Source organism: Delftia sp., from assembly GCF_059499305.1.
The window spans coordinates 336,156-348,640 of sequence record NZ_JCABYI010000004.1; the positions used below are offsets into that span (position 1 = coordinate 336,156).

Annotated in this window: 13 protein-coding genes and 1 riboswitch; of the genes, 5 read left to right on the forward strand and 8 right to left on the reverse strand. The window is 65.8% G+C overall.

The annotated features are described in order from the left end of the window. Window positions 1-53 precede the first annotated feature (53 nt). The 6 genes from AC5I49_RS03345 to lptF all read right to left on the reverse strand — a co-directional run bounded on the left by AC5I49_RS03345 (window position 54) and on the right by lptF (window position 5,991). The gene (locus tag AC5I49_RS03345; protein WP_495788835.1) at window positions 54-1,016 is read right to left on the reverse strand and encodes a helix-turn-helix transcriptional regulator; all 963 of its coding nucleotides are present in this window, start codon (window positions 1,014-1,016) and stop codon (window positions 54-56) included. An 83-nt stretch (window positions 1,017-1,099) separates the two neighbouring features. Next, window positions 1,100-2,266 carry a pyridoxal phosphate-dependent aminotransferase gene (locus AC5I49_RS03350; RefSeq protein WP_310039501.1) on the reverse strand — a complete coding sequence of 389 codons (1,167 nt, stop codon included), beginning with the start codon at window positions 2,264-2,266 and terminating at the stop codon, window positions 1,100-1,102. Between the two features lie 58 nt (window positions 2,267-2,324). Further along, window positions 2,325-3,266 (reverse strand): CysB family HTH-type transcriptional regulator, encoded by a 942-nt coding sequence (locus tag AC5I49_RS03355; protein ID WP_016445880.1) that lies wholly within the window; start codon window positions 3,264-3,266, stop codon window positions 2,325-2,327. Between the two features lie 64 nt (window positions 3,267-3,330). Continuing rightward, window positions 3,331-3,744 (reverse strand): sirohydrochlorin chelatase, encoded by a 414-nt coding sequence (locus tag AC5I49_RS03360; protein ID WP_495788836.1) that lies wholly within the window; start codon window positions 3,742-3,744, stop codon window positions 3,331-3,333. Between the two features lie 10 nt (window positions 3,745-3,754). Continuing rightward, entirely contained in the window at window positions 3,755-4,864 is a 1,110-nt protein-coding gene (gene lptG / locus AC5I49_RS03365; protein ID WP_017407657.1) for an LPS export ABC transporter permease LptG, read from the reverse strand. After that, window positions 4,864-5,991: an LPS export ABC transporter permease LptF gene (gene lptF, locus AC5I49_RS03370; protein WP_016445883.1), complete on the reverse strand. Its 1,128-nt coding sequence runs from the start codon at window positions 5,989-5,991 to the stop codon at window positions 4,864-4,866. Before lptF ends, lptG begins: the two co-directional genes overlap by 1 nt. Before the next feature lie 23 nt (window positions 5,992-6,014). Here lptF and AC5I49_RS03375 point away from each other — a divergent pair, with 23 nt between their 5' ends. From AC5I49_RS03375 to AC5I49_RS03385, 3 genes are read left to right on the forward strand one after another with little or no spacing between them, the layout of a single operon-like run. Continuing rightward, window positions 6,015-7,604: a leucyl aminopeptidase gene (locus tag AC5I49_RS03375; protein ID WP_016445884.1), complete on the forward strand. Its 1,590-nt coding sequence runs from the start codon at window positions 6,015-6,017 to the stop codon at window positions 7,602-7,604. Window positions 7,605-7,649: 45 nt separating this feature from the next. Beyond that, window positions 7,650-8,081, forward strand: a complete 432-nt coding sequence (locus tag AC5I49_RS03380) for a DNA polymerase III subunit chi (protein ID WP_016445885.1) — start codon at window positions 7,650-7,652, stop codon at window positions 8,079-8,081. 3 nt (window positions 8,082-8,084) lie between these two features. Next, window positions 8,085-8,900 carry a hypothetical protein gene (locus tag AC5I49_RS03385; protein ID WP_016445886.1) on the forward strand — a complete coding sequence of 272 codons (816 nt, stop codon included), beginning with the start codon at window positions 8,085-8,087 and terminating at the stop codon, window positions 8,898-8,900. A 51-nt stretch (window positions 8,901-8,951) separates the two neighbouring features. On the opposite strand, the gene AC5I49_RS03390 is transcribed toward AC5I49_RS03385, so the two are convergent. Beyond that, a complete protein-coding gene (locus AC5I49_RS03390) occupies window positions 8,952-9,968 on the reverse strand; it encodes a D-2-hydroxyacid dehydrogenase family protein (RefSeq protein WP_212645690.1) in 1,017 nt (338 codons plus the stop codon). Between the two features lie 436 nt (window positions 9,969-10,404). Next, the gene (locus AC5I49_RS03395; protein ID WP_074922388.1) at window positions 10,405-11,049 is read right to left on the reverse strand and encodes a DUF4124 domain-containing protein; all 645 of its coding nucleotides are present in this window, start codon (window positions 11,047-11,049) and stop codon (window positions 10,405-10,407) included. A gap of 167 nt (window positions 11,050-11,216) precedes the next feature. Beyond that, window positions 11,217-11,280: riboswitch (Fluoride riboswitch) on the forward strand. Window positions 11,281-11,361: 81 nt separating this feature from the next. Between AC5I49_RS03395 and crcB the strand changes: the two genes are divergently transcribed. Beyond that, window positions 11,362-11,748 (forward strand): fluoride efflux transporter CrcB, encoded by a 387-nt coding sequence (gene crcB / locus AC5I49_RS03400; RefSeq protein ID WP_495788837.1) that lies wholly within the window; start codon window positions 11,362-11,364, stop codon window positions 11,746-11,748. A 178-nt stretch (window positions 11,749-11,926) separates the two neighbouring features. Then, a complete protein-coding gene (locus tag AC5I49_RS03405; RefSeq protein WP_046239633.1) occupies window positions 11,927-12,478 on the forward strand; it encodes a P-loop nucleotide/nucleoside kinase family protein in 552 nt (183 codons plus the stop codon). The last annotated feature ends 7 nt before the right edge of the window (window positions 12,479-12,485 follow it).

Below are 12,485 nucleotides of genomic sequence, written 5' to 3' on the forward strand. Positions count from 1 at the left end.
CCCGGATTGTGGGAAATGTGCGCCGCCGCCGCCTGTTCCCGGCGACGCCAGTCCTATGGCTTGCGACGCAGGCTGCCTTGGCTGGGCGCGTGGCCGAAGCGCTGGCGAAAGGCCGTGGCGAAATTGCTGGCGTGCTGAAAGCCCACGCAGTCGGCCGCTTCCTGCACGCTCCAGCCCTGTGCCAGCCGCTCGCGCGCCAGCTGCATTCGGCGCTCGCGCAGCCAGCCGAACACGGTCTGGCCGTAGGCGGCCTGGAATTTCTCGCGCAGCGTGGTCGGGCTCATGCAGGCCAGGCGCGCCAGGTCGTCCAGGCTGTACGCCTGGCCCGGCGCTGCATCCATGCACTCGCGCACGCGCTCCAGGCCGCGCCTGTCCCGGGGATGGATGCGCGGCAAGGGCGCAGGCCGCGGCTGCGCATGTGCCTGCAGCGCGCAGGCCAGCACCTGCAGCGCAATGCCTTCGCGGTGCAGCCGGGCCAGGCTGCCGCTCCAGACGCCATCGAGCAGCTGGCGCAGCGAGACGGCCAGGTGCTCGGGCAGCGACCAGGCATGCAGTGGCGGGCCGGACTGCCGCAGGGCATGGTGCAGCAGCTCGGCCAGTTCGGCATCGGCGCAGGCCTCGGGTGCCTCGATGGACAGGTTGAAGCCGCGCACCGTCTGGCCCGCCACATGGGTGGCCTTGAGAATCTCGGTGTCGCCGCACGAGAATGCCGCCGCCGCATGGCGCGTCACGCTCAGTGCACGGCGGGCGCCCGGCAACTGCAGCTCGGCCTGGCCGTCCAGCAGGACCACGGCGGTGAAGCGCCGCGGGTGCTCGGATGTGGATTCATAGCCGTGGTCGATGCGGATGTCGGAGCTGACCAGTTGCAGGCCCGAGGGCAGCTGGTGCTCCTGCACCTGCCCCTCGAAGATGCAATCGCTTTCGGAGACGGCAGAGAGAAAGCGCACGCTGAAACCGTGGCGCTGGCGCATGGCGTCGAGCTGCGCCGTGGTGTAGCGCTGGGAGGAGGTGGGCATGGGTGAGCGGAATAGAAGGCCCGCAGTCGGATTCGAGAATGCTTCTCATTATCCGGGGCTGCAGGCCCGCTCGCCCACAAACCTCAGAGTTTGCGCAGCCGATCCAGTGCCGCGCGCAGCGTGCTGTCCTGCTTGGCAAAGCAAAAGCGCACCACGCGCTGGTCGAAGCCGTCGCCATAGAAGGCCGACAGCGGGATGGCCGCCACGCCGTGTTCCTTGACCAGCCACTGGCAGAACGCGGCTTCGTCCAGGTCCGACACGGCCGAGATGTCGGCGCAGACGAAGTAGGTTCCCGCCGTGGGCAGCAGGCGCAGGCGCGAGCCTTCCAGGCCCTGGCGGAACAGGTCGCGCTTGGCCTGGTAGAAGGCGGGCAGCTGAAGATAGGGCGCGGGGTCGGCCATGTAGCTGGCCAGGCCCGCCTGCATGGGCGTGTTGACGGTGAAGACGTTGAACTGGTGGACCTTGCGGAACTCGGCCGTGAGTGCGGCCGGCGCGGCGACGGTGCCCACCTTCCAGCCCGTGACATGGTAGGTCTTGCCGAAGCTGGAGACGATGAAGGCGCGCGCCGCCAGGCCGGCAAAGCGCGCGGCGCTCTGGTGCTGGCGGCCGTCGTAGACCATGTGCTCGTAGACCTCGTCGCTGATCAGCAGCACGTCGGTGGGCGCCAGCAGCTCCTGCAGCTGCAGCATCTCGGCATCGCTCCAGATGGTGGCGCTGGGGTTGTGCGGGCTGTTGATGATCAAAAGCCGGGTGCGCGGCGTGATGGCGGCGGCAATTTTGGCGAAGTCGGGCTTGAAGCTGCCCGGCGTCAACGGTACGCGCACGGGCACGCCGCCGGCCAGCTCGATGTTGGGCACGTAGCTGTCGTAGCAGGGGTCGAGCACGATGACCTCGTCGCCAGCATGCACGGTGGACAGGATGGCGGTGAGGATGGCCTGCGTGGCGCCGGCCGTGACCGTGATCTCGGTGCCCGCATCGTAGCTGCGGCCGTACAGCGCCTGCATCTTGTCGGCCATGGCCTGGCGCAGCTGGGGCAGGCCGGGCATGGGCGGGTACTGGTTGTGGCCGGCCTGCATGGCGGCCGTGACGGCATCGACCAGCCTGGGGTCGCAGCCGAAATCGGGAAAGCCCTGGCCCAGGTTCACCGCCTGGTGCTCGGCGGCCAGGGCCGACATGGTGGTGAAGATGGTCGTGCCCACATGGGGCAGGCGGCTGGGGAAGGCGGGCGTGCGGGGCGTGGCAGAAGTCATGGCGGAAACAGCGGACAGCGGGAGCGGACCCGCACTGCAGGTCCGGTGGGGCGGAGGATCAGAGTTCGTAGTCGTGCACGTGGCCGTTCATGGCGCGCATGATGAGATCGCGCGTCAGGCGGTCGCTGAGCAGTTCGGCGAATCGGTAGACGAAATTGCGCAGGTAGGCGCCTCGCTTGATGGCCACGCGTGCCACGCTTTGGCCGAACAGGTGGCCCATGGGGCGCACGACCAGGTCATTGACCGGGTCGTCGCGCATGGCCATTTCGGCCACGATGCCGATGCCCAGGCCCAGGCGCACATAGGTCTTGATCACGTCGGAGTCAATGGCCTCCAGCACGATGCGCGGACGCAGGCGGCGCGTGGCAAAGGCCTGGTCGATCTTGCCGCGACCCGTGAACGAAGGGTGGTAGGTGATCAGCGATTCGTGGGCGATGTCGTCCAGCGTGATGCGCTCTTTCTGCGCCAGCGGGTGGCCTGTGGGCATGACCAGCACGTGCTGCCATTCGTAGCAGGGCAGGGTGACGAGATCGGGGTAGTCGGCCAGGGATTCGGTGGCCATGCCGATGTCGGCCACCTCGTCGATGACCATGCGCGCCACCTCTGCCGGAGTGGCCTGGTGCAGGCTGATCGTGACCTTGGGATACAGGTCGCGCAGCCGTGCCACGGCAGGCGGAAGCACGTAACGGGCCTGTGTGTGGGTGGTGGCAATCGACAGCGTGCCGCTGTCCTGGGCGCTGTACTGCTCGCCGATGCGCTTGAGATTTCCGATCTCGCGCATGATGAGTTCGATGCTCTTGAGCACCTCCAGGCCGGGTTCGGTGATGCGCTTGAGGCGCTTGCCGTGGCGCGCAAAGATGTCGATGCCCAGCTCCTCCTCCAGCTCGATGATGGCCTTGGAGACGCCGGGCTGCGAGGTGTGCAGGGCCTTGGCCGCCTCGGTGAGGTTGAGGTTGCGGCGCGCCGCTTCTTGGACGAATCGGAATTGGTGCAGGTTCATGGCGGTGACAGCAGGGTGCTGCGCGCCATTATGCTGCATTTATATAAAGAAGCGATTCGTTATTTCAGCTTCCCGGCGCGCCACGGGGCTCCGTGGCCACCAGTGCCAGTTCTGCCAGCAGGGCCGTGACACGCGGATGCTCGCCCACGGCCGGCTGCAGGTCCACGGCCACCTGCGGATGGGTATCGCTTATCTCCTGCACCAGCTTCGGGATGTCCTCGCGCGCATGTTTGCCCGTGCCAAGGAACAGGGGCAGCACGGTGATGTGCGTGGCGCCGGCCTCGACCAGCCCGCGCGCGGCAGTGGGCAGGTCGGGCGCGCAGGCCTCCAGGTAGGCGCAGGCGGCCAGGGATTGGGGATGCGTCTGCTGAACGGCCTTCAGCACGGCCTCGATGGGTTGGCGCCACAAGGCGTCGCGCGAGCCGTGTGCCAGCAGGATCAGTCCAGTCCTGTCGGCAGATGTTGTCTCGTTTTGCATGGCAACGGTCCTAGCGGCGCAGCACCAGCCAGGTGAAGGCCGTCAATGAAAGAAGGCTGTAGAGCAGGCCCGGCGCCGCAGCGGTCAGCCAGGGCGACCAGGTCTGCAGCGTGCCGATGTAGCCGAACACGTTGTTCAGCAGGAAGAAGCTGATGCCGGCCATGACGCCGCCGAACACATAGGCCGCGATGCCGCCCGAGCGGAAATGCAGGTAGGCGAAAGGCAGGGCCAGCACCACCATCACCAGGCAGCTCATCGGGTAGAAGACCTTGCGCCAGAACTCGATCTCGTACTTCTGCGCAGCCTGGCCGTTGGCTTCCAAGTGGCGCACATACTGGAACAGCGAGATGGTGGACATCCGATCGGGCTTGAGCAAAGCGGCCGAGACCATCTCGGCGCTGATGCCCGTCTTCCAGTTCATGCTGTCTTCTTTCTCGCGCTGCAGCACCATGCCGCCGTCGGGCTTGGCCGTCAGGCGGCTGGCCTGCACGCCCTGGAGCATCCAGGATTCTCCGTCTTCGCTCACCTGCGCCGATTCCGCATGGATCTGGGCAGAGATGCGGCCCTGGCCGTCAAAGTCGAAGATGCGCACATTCGAGAAATCGCCCGGCCCGCGAATGGCACGCACGTTGATGGCAATGGAATGATCGCCCTGGCGCTCCTTGAGCCAGGCACCCGTGGCCCCGCGTGATAGCTGGGCCAGGTGGATGGCGCGTATGTTCTGGCCCGCGTTCTCGGCCGCAGGTGCCAGGTAGTCGCCGGTGCCGAAGGTGACCAGCACAAAGCCCAGGCCCAGCACCATCAGCGTGCGCAGCGCCAGCCAGGGGCCCATGCCGCTGGTGCGCATGATGGTGAATTCCGAGCTCTGGGCAAAGCGCGCCATCACGTAGATGGTGCCGATCAGCACGGTGATGGGCATCAGCTCGTACAGGTGGCTGGGAATGCGCAGCACCACGAAAAGCAGCGCGTGCGTGATCTTGTAGCCGTTGTCGCCGCCGCGCCCGACCCATCGCAGCTCATCGACCAGATCGAAGAAGAAGAACAGCGCCAGGAAGGCCAGCGTCACATAGCCGACGGCCGCGATGATGTCGCGGTACAGCAGGTTTCTCAGAACTCTCATCATGGCACCGCCTTCGCGTCGTCCAGGGCAGTCGGCTTGCAGGGCCTGCGCCACAGATCGCGCGGCGACCAGCGCCTGTGCCGCACCAGCAGCACCAGCAGCGCCAGCAGCAACGTGCCGCCGTGCAGCAGGGCCGTCATGGCGGGCATGCTCAGCTTGCCCGAGGCCACCCAGTTCTCGCCCAGCGTCATGAGGTTGTAGTACACGATGAAGGCGAACAGCGCGAGCATGAGGCTGCCGCTGCCACCGGCACGCGGGTTCACGCTGGCCACGGCCAGGCCCAGGATCACGAAGTTCAGCGCCGCCAGAGGCAGGCCTATGCGCCAGCCCAGTTCGGCGCGGTAGATGGGTTCGGTGCGCGGCAGCAGCTCATGCGTGTACGTGCTGCGCGCGGCCATTTCCTCGGCGGCGGCCAGATTGTTGCCGCTGCCGAGCTGCGTGCCGTATTCCTTGAACTCGCTGATCTTCACCGAGCCGTCGCTGGTCTGCGTCTCCATGCGCTGGCCGTCGGTCAGCACGGCCATGCGTTCGCCCTTGACCACTTCCAGCCGCGCCCCGCGCGCCGAGGTCACGGACTCGCGCCCGCGCTCATTGGCCACGATGAACACATTGTTGGCAGCGGTGGCGCTGGGCACGTCCTTGTCGATGAAGAACACGCGCGAGCCGCCGGCAGACTCCTGGAACTCACCGGGAGCGATGCGGTCGATGTCGCTGCGCTGCTCGAACTGGGTCTTGATCTGCTCGATCTGCTGATTGGCCCAGGGCAGGATGCCCAGGCCCAGCACGGCGATCACGGCCAGCACCGGCCAGGCAAAGCGCAGCAGCGGGCGCAGCAGGCTGGCCAGTCCCTGGCCTGCGGCGAACCAGATCACCATCTCGCTGTCGCGGTACATGCGCGACAGCGAGCCGACCACGGCCACGAAAAGTCCCAGGCCCAGGATGGTGGGCAACTGGCCAAGCACCGTATATCCCATGACCAGCAGAACGTCGGAAGGGCTGACATTGCCCTTGTAAGCCTGACCCAGCGTGCGGATCAGCATCATGGTCATGACGACCGTGATCAGCACCACGACCGTGGCACCGAAGCTGCGGGCCAGCTCTTTGCGTATGGATGAATCGAATAACATTGGCTGAAAGGAAAACGCCGATTATGAACTTTGAACTGAAGCCGTTGACGACTGCCGCTGCAGTACGTGAAAAGTGTGACCTGTTGTTGGTGCTGGTGACCGAAGCCACGGCCACGGGCAGCGACGCGCTGTCCACCCTGGTCGCTCACGCGGTCAAGGCCGGAGATTTCGAAACGGCAGCCGGCAAGCAGTTGGCACTGTACGGCCTGCCGGCCGTGGCCGCCCGCCGCGTCGTGCTGCTGGGCGCGGGCAGCGGCTCGGCCCGCGACGTGCGCCAGGCCGTGGCAGGCGCAGGCTCGGCCCTCAAGGCAAGCGGCGTTGGCAAGGCCGTGCTGTGCTTCGGCTTCGAGGCCACGGGTGGCGCTGTTGCAGCAGCGGTGGTGGCCGCGGCCGATGCCTGCTACAGCTATACCCACACCAAGCCCCAGGCCAAGCCTGTGGCGCTCAAGAAGCTGGTGATCGCGGCGACGGGCGCCAGTGCCGCGTCCGGCAAGTCCGGCGACAAGAGCGGGGACAAGGGCGGCATCGCCGCCGCTTTCAAGATCGCCGTGGCCCAGGCCGAAGGCATGGCCCTGGCGCGCGAATGGGCCAATCGCCCGGCCAACCACGCCACTCCCATGCTGCTGGCCGACGCAGCCCGTGCCCTGGCCAAGCTGCCCGGCATCAGCTGCAAGATCCACGGCCCCGCCGAAGTCGCCAAGCTCGGCATGGGCGCCTTCATGGCCGTGGCCCAGGGGTCGGAGCAGCCGCTGCGCTTCATCGAGCTGCACTACAACGGCGGCGCCAAGGGCGCCGCGCCCGTGGTGCTGGTGGGCAAGGGCATTACCTTCGATACCGGCGGCATCTCGCTCAAGCCTGCCGCCGAAATGGACGAGATGAAGTTCGACATGGGCGGTGCCGCCAGCGTGCTGGGCGTGTTCCAGGCGCTGGCCCAGCTGCAGCCGGCCATCAACGTGGTCGGGCTCATTCCGGCCTCCGAGAACATGCCCGGAGGCGCAGCCGTCAAGCCGGGCGACGTGGTCACCAGCATGAGTGGCCAGACCATAGAAATCCTCAACACCGATGCCGAAGGCCGCCTCGTGCTCTGCGATGCGCTGACCTACGCCGCCCGCTTCAAGCCCCGCGCCATGGTGGACATCGCCACGCTGACCGGTGCCTGCGTCATCGCCCTGGGCGGGCTGCGCAGCGGCATGTTCTCGCCCAGCGACGAGCTGGCCCGTGCGCTGGAGCAGGCGGGCGATGCCGCGCTCGACCCGTGCTGGCGCATGCCGCTGGACGAGGAGTATGGCGAAGGCCTCAAGAGCAATTTCGCCGACATGGGCAATGTGGCAGGCCGCGCAGGTGGTGCGGTCACGGCGGCCAAGTTCCTGCAGCGCTTCGTGGGAGACATTCCCTGGGCTCATCTGGACATCGCCGGCACGGCCTGGAAGAGCGGCGCCGCCAAGGGCGGCACGGGCCGCCCCGTGGGCCTGCTGCTGCACTACCTGCTGGCCAGCGTCGATGCCGGCAAGGCGCCATCCAGGGCCGGCGCGCCCAAGTCGGTTGCGGCGCCCAAGGCCGGCTCTCCCAGCCGCCGCAAGGCAGCCGCTGCAGTCCAGCCGGAGCAGGCCTGATGGCATCGTCCCCATCCGCACGGGCCTGCGCGAAAGGAGCATCGCTTGACTGAAGTGGCGTTCCATTTCAACGCGCCTGACAAGCTGGCCTATGTGTGCCGTCTTGCGCGCAAGGCACTGCGGCATCGCACGCAACTGGTGGTGCTGGGATCTTCCGCGTCGCTCAAGGCCTTGTCGCCCAGGCTCTGGAGTGTCTCGCCCACCGATTTTCTTGCCCACGCCGTCGAAGGCGATGGGGCCGGCATTGTGGCCTTCTCGCCCATCGTGCTGCTGGAGCGGCTGGACAGCGCGCCGCACCACGACATGCTGGTGAATCTGGGCGGCGATGTGCCAGAAGGATTCGAGCGCTTTGCGCGTGTCGTTGAAGTGGTGTCTGCCACCGATGAGGAAGACCGGCATCTGGCCCGGCAGCGCTGGAAGCATTACGTGGCGCAGGGGATTTCCATCAAGCGCCATGACCTGGTCCTCAAGGAGTAAGCCATGAGCGCTCCCTCCAAAACCCCGCCACGCTTTGTTCCCACGCTCACCGATGTCGTGCCGGTCGATGCAGTGCAGTCGCCGGTGGCAGAACCGCCCGCTGTCGCTGCGTCCGAACTGCCGCACAGCGGCGAGACCGATTCCTGGGCGAGCGAAGGCATGCTTGCGCCACGCCGCGGCCTGGTTTCCATGCCCGCGTCCCTGCCGCCGCTGCCCCTGGATCTGCAACCCCAGCGGTCCATGGTCGCCGAGCCTGCGCCGCCTGGACAGGGCCCGCGGCCTGCAGTGCAGCCAGTGCATTCCGACTATCTGCCGCCCAGTGCGCCGTCCGTGGAAATGCAGCTGGCCCAGGAGAGCCGTCTGCTCGAAGTGGCCGAAGTTGCCGAACCGGCCGATGTGCCAGAGGTGGCCCCGGCCGCACCGATCGAAGACGACATTCCTGCCGCGCCGGTGGTGCAGGCCGACGCTGCCACGCAAGGGGTCGAGCCGGATCCGGCATCTGCGGCACCTGGAGCACCTGGGGCATCACCCGCCTGTGTATTGCCCACCATGGAGTCCATCTGGGACAGCCACGCGCAGCAGGTCACCGAGGAGTATCTGGTCCATCGCCTCATGCAGCGCGTGGACCTGGTGCTGGACCAGCGCCTGCGCGATGCCATCGCCACGGTGGTGCAGCAGCAGACGCGATCCATCGTCGTGCGCCTGCGCGAAGAGGTGGAGTCGGTGGTGCGCCAAGCCGTCTACGAGGCCGTGGCCGACGAACTGGCCCACCGGGCGAGTGCCGCACGCGGCGATGCTGTACAGGGCGGGGGGCGTTGATCCGTGATCGGGTAGGCGGGTGAAGGGCGAGGTGCCCGCCTGACCCGGCCTTCAGCCTGCGCGTGCCGGGCCTGAGAGCACCTCGGGATTGAGGATGTTGCTGGGCTGGCCTGCAGCGAAGTTCACCACATTGTCGAAGGCGGCGCGGAAATACAGCTCATAGCTGTCTTGCTCCACATAGCCGATGTGCGGCGTGCAGATGCAGTTCTCCAGCCGCAGCAGTGCGTGGCCCTGGAGAATGGGCTCGCTCTCGAAGACATCCACGGCCGCCAGGCCGGGGCGGCCACGGTTGAGCGCGCCCAGCAGTGCATCGGCCTCCACCAGTTCGGCGCGCGAGGTGTTCACGAACAGGGCTGTGGGTCTCATGCGCGCCAGATCCTGGGCGGTGACGATGCCGCGTGTGGCCTCATGCAGGCGAAGATGCATGGACAGCACATCGGATTCGGCAAAGAAATCCTCGCGCGAAGCGGCGGCCGAAAAGCCGTCGGCCTGGGCCTTCTGGCGCGAGGACTCGCTGCCCCAGACCAGAACCTTCATGCCGAAGGCATGGCCATAGTGGGCCACCAGCCTGCCAATGCGGCCATACCCCCAGATGCCCAGCGTGCGCCCGTGCAGCACGCTGCCCAGCCCGAAATTGGCGGGCATGGACGCCGCCTTGAACCCCGATTGCTGCCATGCGCCGTGCTTGAGGTTGGCGATGTACTGCGGCAGCCGCCGCGTTGCCGCCATGATCAGCGACCAGGTCAGCTCGGCTGGTGCGATGGGCGAGCCCACGCCCTCGGCAATCGCAACGCCCTGGTCGGTGCAGGCCTGCACATCGATATGGGCGCCGGCCTTGCCGGTCTGCGCGATCAGCTTCAGGCGCGGGAGTTTTTCCAGCAACTGCCGGCTGATCTGCGTGCGTTCGCGGATCAGCACGATGATGTCCGCATCGCGCAACCGCACCGACAGCTGGCCCACACCCTTGACGGTATTGGTGAAGACCTTGGCGTTGAACGGCTCCAGCAGCCGCGCACAGTCCAGCTTGCGTACGGCGTCCTGGTAGTCGTCAAGAATGATGATGTTCATTGCCTGTGAATCTCTCATAAGCCTTTGATTTATCTCTGGGTTGCCGCGCAAGAGGTTGTCGGCAAATGTTCTGATCCGCTTTTGCGCTTTGCCCTGGGCATCATCAACGCCTACCTGAACCGGCCTGCCTGACTATTGTGTGACGCTTGCGCAGCCAGGGCCCCGAGGCCCGACGGTCACATTGTCGTTCAACCAGCCCCGGGCTTGAGGCTGAAGGCTTCGGCCCGCGCCAGATCGCGCAGCCGTGGTTACACAAGCCGCGCAGATGCCAGCAAGCCCTGGCAGGTGAAGCCGATCACTGGCACGCTCTGTCGCCCGCGCAGCTGTATCAGCGAATTACACCCTGCAACGCCTTGCGGACCCCTGGTCAGACGGGACTTGGGGGTTGCCACCTGCCGGCGAAGCCGGTGAAGGCCGAGAGTGTGATGGACCGCGCTCAGTCGCACTCAATCATGGTTCCACCCAGTATTCGGCAGCTCCGCCCTTGACTGTCACTGATGAATTGGCCGTTGCGGTTGTAGATTCCGCCATTGCTGTCGTAGCAAAGTGCACCCTTGCAACTGGATAGAGGAACAGGCTGGGCCGCCCGCGGTGTGAAAACCGGCTTCGGTGGTTCCTGCATCAGCGGCGTATTGGAGCCGCATGCAGCATTGACGCTGGTGATTGCTGCATTGGTGCGTATCCGTTTTTCATCCAGGGAAAGGGTGCGAATGCTGGATACGAATTCCAGCTCCTTGCGCGCCTCCTTGCACTGGGAGGATGCGCCGAGCTGCTCCGGTGCAGGAGCATTCGCCTTGCGGGCCTGCTGTTCGATGACGCGCTGCTGGCTCTCGATCTGGCGCTGCTGCATTTCGTTCATCTGGCGCTGCTGCTTTCGCTCATTGGCCTCTGCGGCCTCGGCCCGTTCGCGGTAGATTTCATCGTCCGATTTTTTGCGCTGTATCAGTGCGCCGGATTGGTCGCTGCTGCAGGGGCTGTCTGAAAAAATCAGTTTTCCAGAAACATCCTTGCATTGATAGACCTGGGCGGTGGCAGGTAAAGCCAGAAATGTCGCAACGATTGTCAGAGTCAATAGGCGCATATGCATCTCGGTGAATGAATGGGAGTGATGGTATCCCGGTACGGTGAATCGGTTGAGGTTAAGTTATTCCAATAGGCCGCTGCAAGGGATGCAGGGTCGGTATTGCCGCCACGGGATGGCTGCCTGTGCTCGCTTGCCCGGAGTAAACTCGACCACCGCAGCAATGGCTGCACGATGGGAATGGAGCTTCCCGAAACCGCCCTGCAAGGGGCTGATGGCTCCTGCCTTGGTGGGGCGTGTCCTGCCGGTGGCAGGGCCGTGTCTTGATCCTGCCCGGCGCGCCCGTCCCGGTTGTTTGATGAAAGGACGGTCATGGGTATCTACGGTTTCATTTTGGTGTTCGTGGGCGGCGGCCTCGGCTCCGCGCTACGGCATGGCTCGAACCTGCTTGCACTGCGGCTGGTGGGCAGTGCCTATCCGCTGGGCACCTTGGCGATCAATGTGCTGGGCGCTTTCGTGATGGGGGTGGTGGTGGAGTGGTTTGCGCTCAAGACTTCGCTGCCGCAGAGTGCGAGGCTGTTCATCACCACGGGCATTCTGGGCGGCTTCACCACGTTTTCGACCTGCGCACTGGAGATCGGCATGCTGTACGAGCGCGGCGACTGGCTCGCTTCCGTGCTGTATGCGCTGGGTTCGCTGGTGCTGGGCGTTGCCGCGCTGTTTGCGGGGCTGGGGCTGGTTCGGATGGTGGCCCATTGAGGCGCCCTGATTGCGCTATGCTGTGCGCCATGGCCCGCCTGAACGCAACGCAGATTATTCGCACCATCCATTGGATGGTGGGTTAGCCAGCGGCCTTCGGCGCCATGCAACCCGCCCAGAGGAGGCGGGTTTTTTCATTCCGCCTCCAGGGTTTTCACAAGCCTTTCAGGAGATGGATATGCAGGTTTTCGAACCGTCCCGCCATGCGGACGACGCCCAGGCCGATTCCCGCGCTGCGCGGCCGGCCACGCTGCACATGGTCTGCGGCAAGATCGGCTCGGGCAAGTCGACGCTGGCACGGCAACTGGCGGCGCAGCCCGGCACGGTGCTGGTCAGCGAGGATTCCTGGCTGGCCGGTTTGTATCCTGGCGAGATGCAGTCGGTGGCCGACTATGTGCGCTGCAGCGCGCGGCTCAAGGGATTGATGGGGGCACATGTGCAGGCGCTGCTGGATGCCGGCGTTTCAGTGGTGCTGGACTTTCCTGCCAACACGCTGGAAGGCAGAGGTTGGGCGCGCAGCGTGTTCGAGAGGGTGGGTGCCTCCCACCGCCTGCATTTCCTGGATGTGCCCGATGAGGTCTGCAAGCAGCGCCTGCGTGCGCGCAATGCGGCGGGGGATCATCCCTTTCAGGCCAGCGATGAGCAGTTCGACCTGATCACCAGCTACTTTGTCGCGCCTTGCGCACAGGAGGGCTTCGACGTGGTGCATCACCCGTATGTGCGGGCCTGACCGCAAA